This is a genomic window from Natrinema sp. CRL1 (assembly GCF_059162405.1).
The window spans coordinates 230,099-245,605 of record NZ_JBLVOY010000004.1; the positions used below are offsets into that span (position 1 = coordinate 230,099).

The 15,507-nt window shown below is 65.2% G+C and carries 19 protein-coding genes and 1 tRNA gene; 10 read left to right on the top strand and 10 right to left on the bottom strand.

Features of this window, described 5'->3' with window-relative positions; all coding sequences use genetic code 11:
- Positions 1 to 79: 79 nt before the first annotated feature.
- Together ACJYUO_RS15250 and ACJYUO_RS15255 are read right to left on the bottom strand one after the other, a co-directional pair.
- Positions 80 to 152 (bottom strand) — tRNA-Gln (locus ACJYUO_RS15250).
- A 131-nt stretch (positions 153 to 283) separates the two neighbouring features.
- Positions 284 to 1,069, bottom strand: coding sequence for a homing endonuclease associated repeat-containing protein (locus ACJYUO_RS15255; protein WP_494346203.1), 786 nt, complete (start codon positions 1,067 to 1,069; stop codon positions 284 to 286).
- A 109-nt stretch (positions 1,070 to 1,178) separates the two neighbouring features.
- On the opposite strand from ACJYUO_RS15255, the gene ACJYUO_RS15260 reads away from it, so the two are divergent.
- The 3 genes from ACJYUO_RS15260 to ACJYUO_RS15270 all read left to right on the top strand — a co-directional run bounded on the left by ACJYUO_RS15260 (position 1,179) and on the right by ACJYUO_RS15270 (position 3,348).
- A complete protein-coding gene (locus tag ACJYUO_RS15260; RefSeq protein ID WP_494346204.1) occupies positions 1,179 to 1,769 on the top strand; it encodes an IMP cyclohydrolase in 591 nt (196 codons plus the stop codon).
- 69 nt (positions 1,770 to 1,838) lie between these two features.
- On the top strand, positions 1,839 to 2,573 hold the full coding sequence (locus tag ACJYUO_RS15265) for an MBL fold metallo-hydrolase (protein WP_494346205.1): 735 nt from the start codon (positions 1,839 to 1,841) through the stop codon (positions 2,571 to 2,573).
- A gap of 106 nt (positions 2,574 to 2,679) precedes the next feature.
- Positions 2,680 to 3,348, top strand: coding sequence for a metallophosphoesterase family protein (locus tag ACJYUO_RS15270; RefSeq protein WP_494346206.1), 669 nt, complete (start codon positions 2,680 to 2,682; stop codon positions 3,346 to 3,348).
- A gap of 11 nt (positions 3,349 to 3,359) precedes the next feature.
- On the opposite strand, the gene ACJYUO_RS15275 is transcribed toward ACJYUO_RS15270, so the two are convergent.
- Positions 3,360 to 4,637: an RNA-guided endonuclease InsQ/TnpB family protein gene (locus ACJYUO_RS15275; RefSeq protein WP_494346207.1), complete on the bottom strand. Its 1,278-nt coding sequence runs from the start codon at positions 4,635 to 4,637 to the stop codon at positions 3,360 to 3,362.
- Positions 4,638 to 5,005: 368 nt separating this feature from the next.
- Between ACJYUO_RS15275 and cysE the strand changes: the two genes are divergently transcribed.
- A complete protein-coding gene (cysE, locus tag ACJYUO_RS15280) occupies positions 5,006 to 5,521 on the top strand; it encodes a serine O-acetyltransferase (protein WP_494346208.1) in 516 nt (171 codons plus the stop codon).
- Between the two features lie 234 nt (positions 5,522 to 5,755).
- On the opposite strand, the gene ACJYUO_RS15285 is transcribed toward cysE, so the two are convergent.
- Positions 5,756 to 7,150 (bottom strand): phosphoglucomutase/phosphomannomutase family protein, encoded by a 1,395-nt coding sequence (locus ACJYUO_RS15285; protein WP_494346474.1) that lies wholly within the window; start codon positions 7,148 to 7,150, stop codon positions 5,756 to 5,758.
- A 146-nt stretch (positions 7,151 to 7,296) separates the two neighbouring features.
- Between ACJYUO_RS15285 and ACJYUO_RS15290 the strand changes: the two genes are divergently transcribed.
- Positions 7,297 to 7,890 (top strand): NADPH-dependent FMN reductase, encoded by a 594-nt coding sequence (locus tag ACJYUO_RS15290; RefSeq protein WP_494346209.1) that lies wholly within the window; start codon positions 7,297 to 7,299, stop codon positions 7,888 to 7,890.
- Between the two features lie 64 nt (positions 7,891 to 7,954).
- Here ACJYUO_RS15290 and ACJYUO_RS15295 read toward each other — a convergent pair whose 3' ends face one another.
- From ACJYUO_RS15295 to larB, 4 genes are all read right to left on the bottom strand, one after another.
- Positions 7,955 to 8,944 carry a DUF8054 domain-containing protein gene (locus tag ACJYUO_RS15295; protein ID WP_494346475.1) on the bottom strand — a complete coding sequence of 330 codons (990 nt, stop codon included), beginning with the start codon at positions 8,942 to 8,944 and terminating at the stop codon, positions 7,955 to 7,957.
- A gap of 105 nt (positions 8,945 to 9,049) precedes the next feature.
- Positions 9,050 to 9,298, bottom strand: coding sequence for a GIY-YIG nuclease family protein (locus tag ACJYUO_RS15300; protein WP_494346210.1), 249 nt, complete (start codon positions 9,296 to 9,298; stop codon positions 9,050 to 9,052).
- Positions 9,299 to 9,370: 72 nt separating this feature from the next.
- On the bottom strand, positions 9,371 to 9,520 hold the full coding sequence (locus ACJYUO_RS15305; RefSeq protein WP_006184973.1) for a DUF7563 family protein: 150 nt from the start codon (positions 9,518 to 9,520) through the stop codon (positions 9,371 to 9,373).
- 119 nt (positions 9,521 to 9,639) lie between these two features.
- The gene (gene larB / locus ACJYUO_RS15310) at positions 9,640 to 10,398 is read right to left on the bottom strand and encodes a nickel pincer cofactor biosynthesis protein LarB (protein ID WP_494346211.1); all 759 of its coding nucleotides are present in this window, start codon (positions 10,396 to 10,398) and stop codon (positions 9,640 to 9,642) included.
- A gap of 289 nt (positions 10,399 to 10,687) precedes the next feature.
- Between larB and ACJYUO_RS15315 the strand changes: the two genes are divergently transcribed.
- From ACJYUO_RS15315 to ACJYUO_RS15325, 3 genes are all read left to right on the top strand, one after another.
- Positions 10,688 to 10,855, top strand: a complete 168-nt coding sequence (locus ACJYUO_RS15315; RefSeq protein ID WP_004267503.1) for a DUF1931 family protein — start codon at positions 10,688 to 10,690, stop codon at positions 10,853 to 10,855.
- A 128-nt stretch (positions 10,856 to 10,983) separates the two neighbouring features.
- On the top strand, positions 10,984 to 11,439 hold the full coding sequence (locus ACJYUO_RS15320) for a hypothetical protein (protein WP_494346212.1): 456 nt from the start codon (positions 10,984 to 10,986) through the stop codon (positions 11,437 to 11,439).
- A gap of 17 nt (positions 11,440 to 11,456) precedes the next feature.
- Complete coding sequence (locus tag ACJYUO_RS15325) at positions 11,457 to 11,879, top strand: hypothetical protein (RefSeq protein WP_494346213.1); 423 nt, start codon at positions 11,457 to 11,459, stop codon at positions 11,877 to 11,879.
- A gap of 26 nt (positions 11,880 to 11,905) precedes the next feature.
- On the opposite strand, the gene rpiA is transcribed toward ACJYUO_RS15325, so the two are convergent.
- Positions 11,906 to 12,613 (bottom strand): ribose-5-phosphate isomerase RpiA, encoded by a 708-nt coding sequence (gene rpiA / locus ACJYUO_RS15330; RefSeq protein WP_494346214.1) that lies wholly within the window; start codon positions 12,611 to 12,613, stop codon positions 11,906 to 11,908.
- Positions 12,614 to 12,749: 136 nt separating this feature from the next.
- Between rpiA and ACJYUO_RS15335 the strand changes: the two genes are divergently transcribed.
- Together ACJYUO_RS15335 and ACJYUO_RS15340 are read left to right on the top strand one after the other, a co-directional pair.
- Entirely contained in the window at positions 12,750 to 13,508 is a 759-nt protein-coding gene (locus ACJYUO_RS15335; protein WP_494346215.1) for an ABC transporter ATP-binding protein, read from the top strand.
- Entirely contained in the window at positions 13,505 to 14,860 is a 1,356-nt protein-coding gene (locus ACJYUO_RS15340) for an ABC transporter permease (protein WP_494346216.1), read from the top strand. Before ACJYUO_RS15335 ends, ACJYUO_RS15340 begins: the two co-directional genes overlap by 4 nt.
- 36 nt (positions 14,861 to 14,896) lie before the next feature.
- Here ACJYUO_RS15340 and ACJYUO_RS15345 read toward each other — a convergent pair whose 3' ends face one another.
- Positions 14,897 to 15,457: a DUF5518 domain-containing protein gene (locus tag ACJYUO_RS15345; protein WP_494346217.1), complete on the bottom strand. Its 561-nt coding sequence runs from the start codon at positions 15,455 to 15,457 to the stop codon at positions 14,897 to 14,899.
- Between the last annotated feature and the right edge of the window lie 50 nt (positions 15,458 to 15,507).

Here is a 15,507-nt window from a genome sequence, read left to right on the forward strand (position 1 = left end):
CGCCCCGACGACCCCTTCGTTTCGACTGGAAACCGGGAGACGAAACTGGTGAAGTACTCGAGTCGAAGCGGTAGAGAAGTAGTCCATGCTGGATTCGAACCAGCGTCCCGAGCCCCAGAAGCTCGGAGGATTGGCCACTACCCTAATGGACTTGACATGTTTCGTCGGTTCGTCTTCGCCGACGACGTACCAACTCGTAGTTGATGTTGGTATTAGAGTGTTACGAACTCAGCCGCGAGTGGAACTCGAGGAGATGTCGCATGAATACCGGACTGTACAGGGGTTATTGCGTCGGTGGAACGTAGTGTTCCGTCCGATGGCAGTTCGCACAGAGAACCTCACACCGCTCGATTTCGGTTCGAATACGCCTTTTCGATTTCCCGTTCGAGACGAGTTCCGCGACAGTCGCCTCTTTTTCATCACCGGAATGGTGAAAATCCAGACAAGCAGGGTCTGACGTTTCACATCGATTACACCCCTCCTCACGTTTCAGATCGGCAATCCATCGCCGACGTTCCCGCTCCGGTCGCGAGTTGTGAAGCGCGCGGTGGCAGTTGGCACACAGCACTACACACTTCTCGATCTCGTCACGAAGTGCGTCTTTTCCGTACCCAAAGGTAACCATTCGCCCGACCGCCATTTCTTTCTGTTCCTCATCGGTATGATGGAAATCCAAACACGCGGCGGTATCAACACCACACTGGGAACAGCCTCGTTCGCGCTTTCGCTCGTTGAGCCACGAACGAAGCCAAGAGCGACGTTGTAGTGTCCGCTCGGTATTCCACTCGACATTTCGGTAGTGCCACCGCTGGTCGACAGACAGGTCCTCCCACGACGTTCCCTCAGGAAGGTTGACTTCGTCCGGTTTCGGTCCGACTCGAGGCCCCCGTGAGTACGCAGTCTCCAGTCCCGCCATCTCTTTCGCGTCGTTCCAGCCGCCACAGGTCCGAATGATTGTCGCCGAAGCGGGCGTCAGACCCAACTCCTCGTACTGCGCCTTCGTCGGCGATTCGCCCAGTCGTTCGGTAGCCTCCTGTAGCGCCTCGAGGCAATCCTCCTCCGTCGTCACACCGCCGTTCGCCGCCCGATATCGTATAAACTCTCGCACGGTCGCGACGAAGACGGCCGCTCGAGTGCGAACCGATACCCCTTTTCCGTTCTCTCGCGCATCTGCGTGTATGTACGTCGGACGATTCGTCGTCGTCGGCCCCGAAGGAGGCGCGTACCGCGTCTCTTCGCGATCGTTCCCGAACCGAGAAATCACCGCTCGAGACGAGGCGCTCACCGTGGGTCCCACCGCGGACGCCCCGGAGACGGACAACCCCTACGTCTCTTATAACTGCCTGCGGGTCGTCGAGACGCCGACGGGCGAGACGGCCGCCTTCGGCAACGGCTCGCACGTCGATCCGATCGCGGAGAAACTCGAGCTCGGCTACCCTGCTCGGGACGCGCTGGCCGAGAGTCTGCTGGCGCTGGATTACGAGAAAGACGACTACGACACGCCCCGCATCGCGGCGACGATCGGCGGCGACGGCGAGGCCCTGATCGGAACAGTCCGAAAGGACGCACTGCTGGTCGAGACCGTCGACGAGCCGACGCTGGTCGCGACCTACGAGAAGGACTCGCCCGAACCGGTCGAGTTCGAGGCCGAAAGCGCCGCCGAGGCCGCCAGCGAAGCGTACGATTTCGAGTTCGAACACGCGGTCTGTGCGGCCGGCGTCGCCCGGACCGACGACGGGTTCGAAACGGCGCTCGAGAACGGCGACTGATCGACGCGACGGCGCTCGGAGGGTTCGTTCAAGCGAACTACTAACTCCGCTCGGCGATGCGTATAGCGTATGCCGACAGATTCTGATACTGGTATTCATCTCGTCCGGAACGCCACTGTTCTCGTGACTCTCGGTGAGACGACTTTTCTCGTCGATCCGATGTTCGCGTCCCCGGGCGATATCCCGCCGATCCCGGACACGCCGAACGACCGCGAGAACCCGCTCGTTGCGCTGCCTGATGTCGACCTGTCCCACGACGCCGTGGTTGTCACCCACCGCCATCGCGACCACTTCCACGAAACGGCGAAAGAGCAACTCGACGCGGACGTACCCGTGTTCTGTCAGCCCGAGGAGGCAGCGGAGTTCGTCGAGGACGGCTTTACCGACGTGCGCCCCGTCGACGACGAGGTGTCGTTCGACGGCGTTACCATTCATCGGACGCCCGGTCGCCACGGGCACGGGGAGTTAGCCGAGGAGATGGGGCCGGTCTCCGGGTTCGTCTTCGAGGCCGACGAAACGGTGTACGTCGCCGGGGACACGGTCTGGTACGACGCGGTCGAAGAAACGCTCGAGGAGTTCGAGCCCGAGACGGTCGTCCTCAACGCCGGCGAAGCGCAGTTCAACGAGGGCGAGCCGATCACCATGGGCGTCTCGGACGTCACCGCCGTCCGTAACGCCACCGACGCGACGGTCATCGCTGTCCACATGGAGGCGATCAATCACTGTCTGCTCACGCGTGACGAATTGCGGGCGGAGACCGAGGATGTTCACGTTCCCGAAGACGGGGACCGAATCAGCCTGTAACCGTTCCGGAGGGGGGAAGCGAACCGACGGGAACGGATACCGGACCACCGTCCGCAGACCGACCGCCGGCTAACCTACAAACCCCTCGAGCCAGTTACCTTCGGGCATGAAGGTCGGACTCGTTTCGGACATCCACGGCAACCGGGTCGCGCTCGAGGCCGTCCTCGAGGACATGCCGCCGGTCGACGAACTGTACTGTGCAGGCGACGTCGTCGGCTACAACCCGTGGCCGGCCGACTGCGTCGACGAATTGCGAGCGCGGGGCGTGCCGACGGTGATGGGAAACCACGACGCCGCCGTGGCCGCGGAGACCCCCCTCCGCTTCAACGGGATGGCGAAAGCAGGCGTCGATTACGCCGAGCAGGAGCTTTCTGACGACCAACTCGAGTGGCTCGGCTCCCTGCCGGCAGAGCGACTCGAGTGCGACGGCCGAGTGAAACTCGTCCACGGCCACCCGGACGATCCCGATCGGTACACCCGGTATACGTACCCGGAAGAGTTCTCGGCGCGGCTGCTCGGCGACGAGGACGTACTGGTACTCGGCCACACCCACGTGCAGGGCACAAAGCAGTTCGCGGAGGGGATCGTGGTCAATCCGGGCAGCGTCGGCCAGCCCCGAGATAGCGATCCGCGGGCGGGCTATGCGGTGGTCGATCTCGACGCGCTGACCGTCGACACCCATCGCGTCGAGTACGACATCGAGGCGGTCCAAGCGGCGGTCGAGGAGGCGGGGTTGCCCGAACGCATCGGAACGCGACTCGCTCGCGGCAAGTGAACTACCCCACCCTACTCAGCCGCTGGTGCGGCTTCGTTGAGGGTGGGGCTTCCTGTTTCTACGACGCGCTTTGCAGACACCGAATGGGTGTCCGTAGGGAGCGCAGTCTCCACAGGCGTGTCTTCGGGCCATCCCAGCCCTAATTCAGAAAAGCCTCTCTGCAAGACGTTCATCGCTGCGTTCGCATCACGGTCACACTCGAACCCACACGACGGACACGAATGCTCTCTAACCCAGATGGGTTTTGCCGTCTCCACGCCACACGACGCACACTCTTTCGTCGTTCCACGTGCTTCGACCTGAACGACGTGCGTCCCGTATAATTTGGCTTTGTATTCGAGCAGAGTGATGAACTGTCGCCACGCCGCATCCTGCTTGTTGCGAGCGTTGTGCGATTGTTCGAGCATCTCCTTCACGTTCAAGTCCTCGACGAACACCGCGTCGTACTCGCGGGCGAGCCACGTCGTGAGTTTATGCTGGTAGTCCAACACCGTTCGCTGGATGTGACGCTTGGCCTTCGCAACCTTCAGTCGTTGCTTCTCGTAATTGTTCGACCCGTTCTCTTTCCGTGAGAGGTTGCGTTGCTCGCGGCGGAGTTGTTCATACTCGTCTTCGAGGTTGAGCCAATCCACGGTCTTGCCGTCGCTGGTGTGGATGTAGTTGCGGATGCCGAGGTCGATTCCCACGCTGTTGTTCGTGTTGAGCGAATCCACGTTAGGTTTCTCCGGGAGATCAGTCTCGTCGGTTTCGAGACCGAAGGAGACAAACCACTCGCCAGTTGTCTCTTTTTTAATAGTGACTTCTTTGATGTCTGCTTTGTCGGGAATTGAGCGGTGGTACCGGATTTTGATGTCTCCGATTTTGGAGAGCCAGAGTGTCGCGCTGCGGCCACTCGTGTTTTTGAGTTCGAAGCCGTCATCAGACGTAGTCTGATGACCGGACTGCGAATATGTCATACTCTGAAACTCCCTTGGCGACTTCCACGTGAGCATCCCGACCGTGTGACCGTTCGTCTTCTGTTCAGAGAGACTCGAGAGGTTCTGATAGAATCGCGTGACGGTTCGCTGGAGTGCTTTCGAATGAACCATTGTGAACACCGGGAACTCGTCTTTCCAATCGGTGAGGCGGTCGTGATGCTTGTACGCCGAACCAACGTCATCGGCGTCGTTGTGGTTCGTGTATTCGTACCGCGTGAAATTGTACGCTTGGCGATGAATGTCGATGTGATGTTCTACAGCCTCCGCCACCTTTTGTGTCGGATACGCTCGATAGCGGTGACTGTACTCCATCGCAGTCTATTGATTAGGTGTGTGTTCGTTTAATCGTTTGTCTCTCGTGCGGCGATTCGTCCCCTCCCTACTCGCTCCTGTTGGTCGCTCCTTGAAGAAGGGGCATTCTCGCCTCAATTTTGGTAATCCGCTGAGGTCGGTAGCGAGAGCGCCCGACGTGTGAGCGCGAATGAACGAAACGCGGGAAACGAATCCTTTTACACTACCCCCACTGCTACGTTCGGATATGGTATCCACCGGCCCCACCGGGCGTCTCGACAGGAACCGTCCTCGTTACGCCGCGGGCCGGTGTTGTCGCTCGCCGACTCGGCCGTCGACCCGCGGCCAGCGTCGCGCGGAGACCGCTCCTGCGAGGCCGATCCAGAGCGATGTTCGAACGCGTGCGTGAGGACGTGCGGGCGATGCGCGAACGCGACCCCGCCGCACAGGGGTGGCTCGAGGTCCTGCTCTGTTATCCGGGTCTGCACGCGGTCTGGGCCCACCGGCTCGCCCACCGCTGCTGGAACGGTGGGGCCGGCTGTCGCCTGTTGGCACGGCTGTTCTCCCACGTCGTTCGCCTCTTGACCGGCGTGGAGATCCACCCGGCCGCCGAACTCGGCCGACGGGTGACGATCGATCACGGGATGGGCGTCGTCATCGGCGAGACGGCCGAAATCGGCGACGATGTTCACATGTACCATGGCGTCACGCTCGGCGGCGACACCAACGCACCGGTCAAGCGACATCCAACGGTCGAGGAAGGTGCACAGCTCGGTGCGAACGCCACGCTACTGGGCGACATCACGATCGGCGAGGACGCCGCCGTCGGTGCGGGTTCGGTCGTCACCCAAGATGTCGACCCCGGCGCGACCGTCGTCGGCGTACCGGCGGAGCGAGTCGACTAAGCGGTGCACAGCACACTCTTCTCGAGACTGCGAACTCACCACGTGGCGCGCGCTGTCGGCTGCCCGAGTGATAGCGAGGGCAGTCGGCCACATCGTGCGAGGGACGAGCGAGTGAGTACAGCGAACGAGCGAGTCGGCTGGGGAGGGTGTGGCATCCCCGTGGTGCCACGATAGCAGGACTCTCTGCCGTTGGTTACGCTCTCTACACGTCGCAATACGTGATCTCAACTGATCTTAGATCAGCGGTTCGACCAGGTCCTCGCCCGCCTCGAGCAACGCCCGAACGCGGTCCTCGTCGGCTGCTTCGGCGTAGACTCGCAAGACGGGCTCGGTCCCGCTTGGCCGGACCAGCAGCCACGAGCCGTCGGCGAGTTGGAGTTTGAACCCGTCTGCAGTGTTGATTCCCTCGACCGCCGTTCCGGCGACGGTCTCGGGGATCACGCCCTCGAGGTCCGCGAGCACCCGCGATTTCTCGTCGTCGGGGCAGTCGACGCTGCTCTTGTCCTGGACGACAGTGCCGTGTTCGGAGAGCAACCGGTCGACCCGGTCGTCGAGCGGCTCCTCGGCGTGCATCGCGGCCGCGAGCACGGCCAAGAGGACGCCGTCTTTCTCGCGGACGTGGCCGCGGACGGTGAAGCCGCCGGACTCCTCGCCGCCGACCAAGGCGTCGCCGTCGGCCATCGCTTCGGCGACCCACTTGAAGCCGACTGGGACCTCACGGACGGTCTCGCCGTGGGCCTCAGCGACCCGGTCGATCAGGAAGGTCGTCGAGACGGACCGGACCGCCGCGCCCGACGCGTCCTCGAGTAAGTAGTCGTAGAGGGCGGCGAAAAACAGGTTCTCGTCCAGATAGCCGCGTTCCGGCGTGACGATGGCGATCCGGTCGGCGTCCCCGTCGTTGGCGATGCCGAGGTCGACGCTGCGTCCGTCGTCCGTGACGGCCGCGATCAGTTCTGCGAGGTTCTCCGCGGCGGGTTCGGGCGAGCCGCCGCCGAACGCGGGGTCCCGCTCGCAGCGATAGCGCTCGAGGGTGGCACCGGCCCGCTCGAGCAAGGCGTCGGTCGTCCCGCGGCCGCTGCCGTGCATGGCATCGTAGGCGACACCGAGGCCGGAGAGGTCGGCACTGCCGGTGATCGACTCGACTAACTCGAGGGCGGCGTCGGCGTGTGGCTCGGCGAAGTCGACCTCGCGGGCGGTCCCGTGTTCGGCCTCGGGGAGCGGGTCGGGTTCGGCGAGTCGCTCCGCGATGGCGTCGGTGACGGCGGGCAGGGCCGGCGCACCGTCCTCGGGAATGAACTTCACGCCGTTGTACTCCGGCGGGTTGTGCGAGGCGGTGATGACGAGCCCGCCCGCGAGATCGCGGTCGACGATCGCGTGGGCGATCAGCGGCGTCGGCCGGTCCCGATCGGACAGCAAGACATCGAAGCCGTTCGAACACAACACGCGGGCCAGTTCCTCAGCGAACCCGCGGGAGGTCTCGCGAGCGTCGTACCCCACCGCGACCGGGCCCTCGAGGCCCTCGTCCGCGAGATACGTCGCGACCGCTTGCCCCACCATTCGAACGCGGGGAGCGGTGAACTCCTCGAGCGTCGCCCGCCAGCCGTCGGTGCCGAAACTGATCGTCTCCATGCTCCGGTGGTCGATGGCCGGCGCGAAAAAAGCGACGCTGGCGGAGAACGCGATAGTCACGGAGTCACACGGTGGATTCGGCGAGTCGATCCGCATCGTCGAACGTCGGCAACGGCGTTTTCCGGATCGGCCGCGTACAGCGGGTCATGACGCCCTCCCCATTTGTCGTCGCCGTCAACGGGAGCCTCCGCGACGGGAGCTACACGCGAACGGCACTGAAGTACGTCCTCCGAGCGGCCGAAGAAACCGGTGCCGAAACGACGCTGCTCGACCTGCAAGAGTACGACCTCCCCGTCTACGACCCCAACATCGGCGAACAGGGCGACAGCGAAGCGGTCACCCGCCTCGTGCGCGAGGCCGACGCCGTCGTTCTCGGGACGCCGGTCTATCACGGCTCGTACTCGGGCGCGCTGAAAAACTTCCACGACTACTGCGGGTTCGACGAGTACGAGGAGACGACCGTCGGCTTGCTGGCGACCGCCGGCGGCGGGAGCTACGGCTCGACGCTCGATCACCTGCGAATCACCGTCCGCGGGGTCCACGGCTGGGTCCTCCCCCATCAGGTCGGGCTCCGAAACGCGTCCGAAAAGTTCGAGACCGATCCCGACGCGATCGACGGCCGTCGGTTCCGCGATCCCGCCCTTCGGGAACGGGTGGAGAAACTCGGCCGAATGATCACCGAGTACGCCTTTATCGATCCCAGCGTCACGTCGTCGCGATCCGCGGCAGCTGACGACTGAGTTCTGCTCGCAACTCGAGAAGCAGTGGCCGGCCCTCGGTCAGTCCCAGCCGGCCGGAACGAAGTCAGGCGTCGATATCCGCGAGACGCTGTTCGAAGAGTCGCTCGCCCGTCTCCTCACAGGTGACTGCGACGACCTCGTGGCTGCTACAGCAGGACTCGACGACCTCCTCGCCCATTACCACGTCGCCGCCGGACGGGCACGTCTCGAGGAACATGCGGAGGCCGTTCAGGACCTCGCCTTTCGTCTCGGGGTCGAAGGAGTCCCAGTCGTCGACCCACGTCTCGAGGGTCCGGCTCGCAGCGACGTCCGCGATCAGCGCGGCTCGAGAGGGCCATCGGCCGACCGTACGCGACTGCGACAGCAGAGCGCGAGCCTCGCCCCGTGTCTCGAGGTCGAAGGCGTCTGGGTCGGCGTCGAATCCGAAGGCGTCGGCAGCCGCCGCGGCGTCGACGGTTCCGTCGGCGAGCGGCTCGATTTCGTCGAACCACGCGGCCTCGAAGTCGTCAGTGAGACAGAGGTCGTCCCGGTCCGAACACGGCTCGAGGACGTCGTGCTTGCGGAAGAACGTCTCGAGGTCGAGGGCCGCTCGGTCGGCACCGCCGTTGCTGGCGGCGACAGTCGCGTCGTCCGCGTCAGGCGTCTCGGCAGCGTCGGCCTCGTTGGCAGCGATCGCGTCGTCGGCCTCACCAGGGCCCGTTGGCGCGTCGGGTTCGGCAGCGGATCGGGCTGGACCGGTAGCGTCGGCCGTTGCGGTTTCGACGGGGCTGAGCCCGCTCGCGACGGCGGGTTCGGGGTCCTTGCCGAACCAGCGCAGGACCTCGGGCGGGAGGTAACGCTTGGTCAGCGTCGGCGTCCCCGGAACGAGGTAGCCGCGGAGGTAGATCAGCGCGATGGAGACGCCAGCGGCAAGCAAGCCGCCGACTCGGGACTTGCGCGCGATGGCCGCGCTGGCCACTGCCGCGATACCGAGGTTCAGGACGGTGCAGGGCACACACCGGTTCTCGCCGGTATACTCGGGTTGTTCGAACTTGTCGACGATGTCGGAGTCCATCTCGAGCCCGACATCGCGTGCGACACCCATCTATTTTTCGGACCCGAAGCGAGAGAGAATAGTGACTGTACTACGGGAAATGATCGGACAGCAGTCGCCGACCGCTCACTCGAGGCCGACGAGCCGCTCCTTCTGGGTGCGGCTCAGTTGCTTGATCTCGTACTCGCGGGACATCGCGGCGGATTTGGAGTCGAATCGCTCGTGATATCTGAGTTCGACCGGCGTCCGCCCGCGGGTGTACTTCGCGCCCTCGCCGGCGTCGTGTTCGGCGACGCGTCGCTCGAGGTCGGTCGTGTAGCCTGTGTACAGCGAGCCGTCGGCACACTCGAGGACATAGACGACGTAGTCGGCCATCGCTCGTCGGCAGGTACGGAACGGTAAAAAGCGACTCGTCCGAGGGGGCGTGTGGTTGTCGGTCGCGATGCGTCAGGTGCCGCGGGCGCGCTCTTTTGCAGCTTCCGCGATTCCGGCGTTGGCCGAACAGCTCACGCAGGCGTGGATTTCGCCGTGTTCGTCGGCGAAGACGCGTGCAAACCGTTCGGAGACGTGCGCGCCGCAGTGGTCACACTTGGGCATTGGTCACACCGGCCGAAGCCGGTACCTTCTACTACTGGGTGAACGAATAAATAACCTTCACCATACACTGTTTGGCTTTTCGATTGAGAAAAGGATTTTTCCGGAAGTAGCCATGCGAGTTATTCACGAGCGGCGGCGATCGCCCGGGCGATCAGGGTCGCCTGCGACCCGGCGACGAACCCAGCATCGATGTTGACGACCGACAGCACGGTACAGGACTGGAGCATCCCGTCGAGCGCCGCTTCACCGTCGCCGGCGTGACCGTACCCACTCGAGACGGGGACCCCGATGACCGGCGTGTCGACGAGGCCGGCGATAACGGTCGGCAGGGCTCCCTCTCGGCCGGCGGCGACGATGAGAACGTCCGCCTCGCGGAGTCGGTCGAGTTGGTCGAGGGTTCGGGAAAGCGCCGCGACCCCGATGTCGTCGACCCTGTCGACCGTCGCGCCGGCGTCCAGACAGACGGCCGCCGCCTCGTCGGCGACCGGCGCGTCGACCGTTCCGCCGGTCGCGATTCCGACCGTCGCGTCCAGCGACGGCTGCTCGTAGTCGGGCGTCGTAACGCGGACCGTCGCGCTCCGGCGATCGATCGTCGCATCGGGGACGGCATCGGCAAGGTGGGTTTCGAGTGCGTCGTACTGCGAGTCGGACAGTCTGGTGAGCAACGCTCGGCCCGTCGTCTCGAGGGCGGTCTCGGCGAGTGCGGCGACCTGTTCGGCCGATTTGCCCTCCGCGAAGATCGCTTCCGGGATCCCGCGGCGCTGGTCGCGGGCGGCGTCGAACCGGCCCGCCTCGCCGACGACGTACCCCCTGAGTTCGGCTTCGGCCTGTGCCGGCGACAGCGAGCCGTCGGCGACGGCCTCGAGGAGTTCGCGCATGGTCGTCCTCGACGGGCGACGCACTCGAATCCGTCGACCCGATCTCGCCGATCGAGTGATACTCATTACCAATCGCACAGTCTCACTGAACGTGCGCGCCAGCCCCGGAGGACCGCGCGCGACCCGGATCCCGGGGTTCGGACGGCCCGAAATTCGCGGCGCCTACTCATCCGACATATACTTTCCGGTGATTTTGGTACCCGAAACGGGCGAATCAACCGCTGCAACCCCCGTATTTCGACGACTAACCAAAACCGTTATATGAGGTAACGCGAAACGGGTACATCGTATGGCAGATCTTATCGTCAAAGCCGCCGTCAAGGAAGCGCTCGATGACAAAAACGTAGCTTCGGACTTCTACGACGCACTCGACGAGGAAGTCGACGAACTGCTCGAGGACGCTGCCCGACGCGCAGAAGCCAACGACCGGAAGACGGTCCAGCCCCGCGACCTGTAAGGCACGATCGCCCGCGATTTTTTCGGACGCTACTCGGATAGCGACGCGTCCGTCGCTGAGACGAGTTCGGTCGCCGGCAGCCGGCTGCCGGCTCGAGTTTTTTGCCATTCGCCGTAGGAAGGGGACACATGTTACGCAAGCTCCTGATTGGGTTCGGGCTCGTCGAAATCGTCAAGCCGGAGCCGATCATCGAACTGTGCGAACGGATCGGACTGCGAAACCCCGCGGAGACCCGACGACGGCCGCTGGCGCGTACCGGCGCGCGACTCGAGGGGCTGCTCTTCGTCTGGTTGCTGGTCCGCGGCCGGCAGGGATCGACGCTCGTCAGCGGAGTGCTCGGGCTCGCCGGCCTAACACTGGTCTTGGTTCCACAGCCGATCATCGATCTCAGCCAGCACCTGGTCTACGCGAACAGCGACGATCTCGAACTGCAACCGTGGGTCGTCCCCGCGGCGCGGCTGTTGGGCGTGCTCTATCTCACCGTGACCCTGCTCTCGCGGAGCACGGGCGAGGAGACGACAGCGGCCGCAGGCGAGACCGACGCGGACGCCGCCTCGAGTCGGCTTCGGCTCGGTTCGAGATGAGGACAATCGCCACGACCATGCGACGACCGCTGGCGATCGGAGTCGCGCTCCTCGAGATCGTCGCCCCGAGACGGATCATCGGAATCGGCGAGCGAATCGCGTTCACAGACCCCGACGCAGGACGGCTGCGCCCATGGACGGTTCCGATGGCTCGACTCGAGGGGCTAGTCTTCGTCTGGCTGCTCGGTCGTGAGGACGGCGTCCCGGCAGGTCTCGAGAACGCCCTCGCAGTCGTCGGGCTCGTACTGGGGCTGTTCCCGCGAACGGTCGTCGACTTCAATCTCGAGATGGCCTACGAGAACGGTGACGAACTCGAGGTGAAAGGATGGGTAGTCCCCGTGACCCGCCTACTGGGGGCAATCTACGTCATCGTCGGCCTGTTCGCACGGCGGGTCGGCACGCCAGCCGACGAACGCGAGGAGATGCCGAAACAGGTCTGAGGCGGTCGACAGCGAGAAACGGGTCGTCAGTAGTGTCGAACCTCGACGCCGTCGTCGGTGCCGATGTAGGTCGCGTCGGCCATCCCGACGAACAGGCCGTGTTCCACGACGCCCGGAATCGCCGAGAGCGTCGCCGCCAGCGCCGCGGGGTCGTCAATCGGCCCGAACGCACAGTCGAGCACCAGATTACCGTTGTCGGTCACGACCGGGCCATCCTTTCGCTCGGCGTCTCGAAGCGTCGGCTCGCCCTCCATCGCGGCGATCCGATTCGCCACGGTGGTGTGGGCGTCGGGAAGCACTTCGACCGGCACCGAGCGCTCGAGTCGGTCGGTCAGCTTCGAGGGGTCGGCGACGACGACGAACCGGTCCGCCGCCGTGTCGACCAGTTTCTCGCGCGCGTGGGCCGCGCCACCGCCCTTGATGAGCGCGCCGCGAGCGGCCGCCTCCGAGTCGTCGACCACCTGATCGGCCCCGTCGATCGCGAGATCCACGCGGTCGACCGCGTCGAGTTCGGTCAGGGGGATACCGACCTCGAGCGCCAGTTGGCGGGACTGAAACGAGGTCGGAATCCCGCGGATCTCGAGCCCGTCGTCGACGGCTCGGCCGATCGCCCGGATCGCGTGGGCGGTCGTCGATCCGGTGCCGAGCCCGACGACGAACCCGTCTTCGACTGCCTCGGCCGCGCGTTCGCCGGCGCGGCGCTTCGCTGTGTCGGAGCCACCGTCCGTCTTCATGGATGTGCAAGCGAGCGGCGACGGGAAAAGCGTTGCATCTCGTGGGCCGCCGCCGACGGTCGGGCGGTCGAGTCACACGAATCCGAACAGTATCCTCGTGGCGAACCTTTTTTGAACCGTCCGTGGACGACCGAGCATGACACGGGAGACGGCGGTCCGCCTCTCGAACGTCCGCAAGACCTACCGTATCGGCGAACCCGTCCACGCCCTCGACGGCGTCTCCCTCGCGGTTCCGCGGGGCTCTTACACCGCAATCATGGGACCCAGCGGCTCCGGGAAATCGACGCTGATGAACCTCGTTGGCTGTCTGGACACGCCGACGGCGGGGGAGGTCGTCGTCGGCGGTCGCGAGGTCGGTGCGCTCGGGGACCGCGAACGGACCCAGCTTCGGGGGACGGCGGTCGGCTTCGTCTTCCAGACGTTCAACCTCATGCCGCGGCTGAACGCCCTCGAGAACGTGGCGCTCCCGCAGCTGTTTCAGGGCGTCGACCGGACCGAACGCCGGCAGCGGGCGCGGGACCTGCTCGAGCGCGTCGGACTCGGCGACCGGGCGGATCACCTGCCGAACGAACTGTCGGGAGGTCAGCGCCAGCGGGTCGCGCTCGCGCGGGCGCTGGTCAACGATCCGGCGATCGTGCTGGCAGACGAGCCGTCGGGAAACCTCGATACCGACACCGAGTCCGACATTCTGGACCTCTTCGACGAGTTTCACGCGGGCGGGACGACGATGCTCGTCGTCACCCACGAGCGCCACGTCGCCGAGCGGGCCGACCGGATCGTCCACTTACTCGACGGGCGAATCGAGCGGATCGAGGACCTCGGCGGAGCCGCCGACGGCGCGACGACGGATCCAACGGCGAGCCGAACGGCGGAGTCGGGCGGTGATTCCGAATGAACCCGCTCGAGAGCCTGCGCCTCTCGTGGCGGTCTATCCGCGGCCACAAGCTCCGGTCGGCGCTGACGACGCTGGGGATCGTGATCGGCATCGCGGCGGTCATCGCCTTCGTCACGCTGGGGGCGAGCCTGCAAGCGGGAATCATCGGCGACATCAGCCCCGACGACCAGCGCAACGTCTACGGCTGGGCCGCCGACCCCGACACCGACGGCGGTCCGTTGGCGGGCGCACAACCCGTATTTACGCAGGACGACCTCGAGGCGGTCGAGGACCTCGAGGACGTCGAGGCGGCCTACGGCTACGCGACGATTCAGACCCAAGCGATCTCGAACGGCGAGGAGCAGGTCGCACAGGGGAACGGACTGATCGCCTCGGGGCCGTCGTACATCCGCGAGGACCGGCTCTCGGAGGGCAGACAGTTCGAAATGGGCGAACGCGAGGCGGTAATCAACCCCGCGGCCGCGGACCAGTTCGAGGAGAACGTCACCGTCGGTGACGAACTCACGGTGACGATCCTCGGCGGCGAGCGGACGACACTCGAGGTGGTCGGCATCACCGATACCAGCGAGGGACTGAGCCCGTTCGAAGGGTTCGAATCTTCGCCGCGGGTCTACGTGCCGACCGATCCCTACTATGCCGAGCAGGCGGCGGGGCTGGGAATCGGCGGCGGAGAGAGCGGGGAGGGCGGAGACGGCGGTGGCGGCGATGGCGGCGGTAGTGGCGATAGTGGCGGTGAGAGTACCAGCGACGGTGGTGGTGATGACAGCGGCGACGACGCTCGCTTCCTCGCGATCATCGTCGAGGCCGAATCGACCGACCAGTCCGATATCGACGCCGCCCGCGAGAGCGCGACCGCCTACCTCGAGAGCGACGACTCCGACGCGAGCGAGCTGCTGGGCGACGACCTCGCGGTCACCTTCCAGACGAGTACGGAACTGCTCCAGCAACTGCAGGATATCCTGGATCTTCTGCGGAACTTCATCGTCGGCATCGCGGCCATCTCCCTGTTGGTCGGCTCGATCGGCATCGCGAACATCATGCTGGTCAGCGTCACCGAGCGGACCCGCGAGATCGGCATCATGAAAGCCGTCGGCGCGCAGAACCGCGACGTGCTCGGCCTGTTTCTGACCGAGGCGGTCATCCTTGGCGTCATCGGCGCGATTCTGGGGACGGGACTGGGGCTCCTCGCCGGCTATCTCGGCGCGCAGTACATCGAAATCCCGCTGGTCTACCCCCTCGAGTACGTCGCGCTCGCGATCGTCGTCGGCGTTCTCGTCGGGATCCTCGCGGGGCTGTATCCCGCGTGGCGGGCGGCGCGGACGGACCCGATCGACGCCCTCCGGTACGAGTGACGCGAGCGCCGAGGCCGCCGGCTGGGACCGCCGCGTCTACGACTCGCGTTCGGGGTCGGGATCGCGCTCTCGGCCCTGCTCGCGGTCCGAATAGCGATCGCCCTCGAGACCGCCCGAGGTGGTTTGATCCGGCTCCCGGTCGCGATCCCTGACACCCGTCGTTTCGGCCGTACGGGACGGTTGCCTCGACGCGGCGTCGAGGTGGATCGTCTCCCGCGTGCGCCGTCGCTGGTCGGGATACTCGCGTGCGAGGTACGCGCCGAGATAGCCGCCCAGCAGCGCCGGGCCGACAGTATAGAAGAGGAGGAACAGCATGCCGCCGACGAGCAGGACCCAGAGGAGCGCGACGCCCTCGAAGGGCACCCCGAAGCCGAGTCCCAACCCGAGGAAGCCGAACACGAGGACCGCGCCGCCCGCGATCGGGAGGAAGGTGATCGCGCCGGCCAGCGTCCCGGCGATCGCTCCCGCTCGGCCGTCCGGCCCCTCGAGGAAGCCGGCGATCGCCCCGGCGAGCACGGTCGAGAACGGGATGAACGAGAGGACGACGCCGACGACGGCGCCGATGAGCGCGTTGACGAGCGTTCGACTGCTGACCATACCGAACGAACGGGGAGCAGGGAGAAAAATGTCGGTGGTCCGTGGTTTCG

Excerpts from the sequence above, each read along its gene's own strand:
- ACJYUO_RS15290 (WP_494346209.1), top strand. The coding sequence starts at position 7,297 with ATGACGCCCTCCCCATTTGTCGTCGCCGTCAACGGGAGCCTCCGCGAC.
- ACJYUO_RS15300 (WP_494346210.1), bottom strand. The coding sequence starts at position 9,298 with ATGGCCGACTACGTCGTCTATGTCCTCGAGTGTGCCGACGGCTCGCTG.
- ACJYUO_RS15265 (WP_494346205.1), top strand. The coding sequence starts at position 1,839 with ATGCCGACAGATTCTGATACTGGTATTCATCTCGTCCGGAACGCCACT.
- ACJYUO_RS15325 (WP_494346213.1), top strand. The coding sequence starts at position 11,457 with ATGCGACGACCGCTGGCGATCGGAGTCGCGCTCCTCGAGATCGTCGCC.
- ACJYUO_RS15345 (WP_494346217.1), bottom strand. The coding sequence starts at position 15,457 with ATGGTCAGCAGTCGAACGCTCGTCAACGCGCTCATCGGCGCCGTCGTC.
- ACJYUO_RS15335 (WP_494346215.1), top strand. The coding sequence starts at position 12,750 with ATGACACGGGAGACGGCGGTCCGCCTCTCGAACGTCCGCAAGACCTAC.
- cysE (WP_494346208.1), top strand. The coding sequence starts at position 5,006 with ATGTTCGAACGCGTGCGTGAGGACGTGCGGGCGATGCGCGAACGCGAC.
- ACJYUO_RS15275 (WP_494346207.1), bottom strand. The coding sequence starts at position 4,637 with ATGGAGTACAGTCACCGCTATCGAGCGTATCCGACACAAAAGGTGGCG.
- ACJYUO_RS15315 (WP_004267503.1), top strand. The coding sequence starts at position 10,688 with ATGGCAGATCTTATCGTCAAAGCCGCCGTCAAGGAAGCGCTCGATGAC.
- ACJYUO_RS15295 (WP_494346475.1), bottom strand. The coding sequence starts at position 8,944 with ATGGACTCCGACATCGTCGACAAGTTCGAACAACCCGAGTATACCGGC.
- ACJYUO_RS15305 (WP_006184973.1), bottom strand. The coding sequence starts at position 9,520 with ATGCCCAAGTGTGACCACTGCGGCGCGCACGTCTCCGAACGGTTTGCA.
- ACJYUO_RS15320 (WP_494346212.1), top strand. The coding sequence starts at position 10,984 with ATGTTACGCAAGCTCCTGATTGGGTTCGGGCTCGTCGAAATCGTCAAG.
- rpiA (WP_494346214.1), bottom strand. The coding sequence starts at position 12,613 with ATGAAGACGGACGGTGGCTCCGACACAGCGAAGCGCCGCGCCGGCGAA.
- ACJYUO_RS15285 (WP_494346474.1), bottom strand. The coding sequence starts at position 7,150 with ATGGAGACGATCAGTTTCGGCACCGACGGCTGGCGGGCGACGCTCGAG.
- ACJYUO_RS15340 (WP_494346216.1), top strand. The coding sequence starts at position 13,505 with ATGAACCCGCTCGAGAGCCTGCGCCTCTCGTGGCGGTCTATCCGCGGC.
- ACJYUO_RS15260 (WP_494346204.1), top strand. The coding sequence starts at position 1,179 with ATGTACGTCGGACGATTCGTCGTCGTCGGCCCCGAAGGAGGCGCGTAC.
- larB (WP_494346211.1), bottom strand. The coding sequence starts at position 10,398 with ATGCGCGAACTCCTCGAGGCCGTCGCCGACGGCTCGCTGTCGCCGGCA.
- ACJYUO_RS15270 (WP_494346206.1), top strand. The coding sequence starts at position 2,680 with ATGAAGGTCGGACTCGTTTCGGACATCCACGGCAACCGGGTCGCGCTC.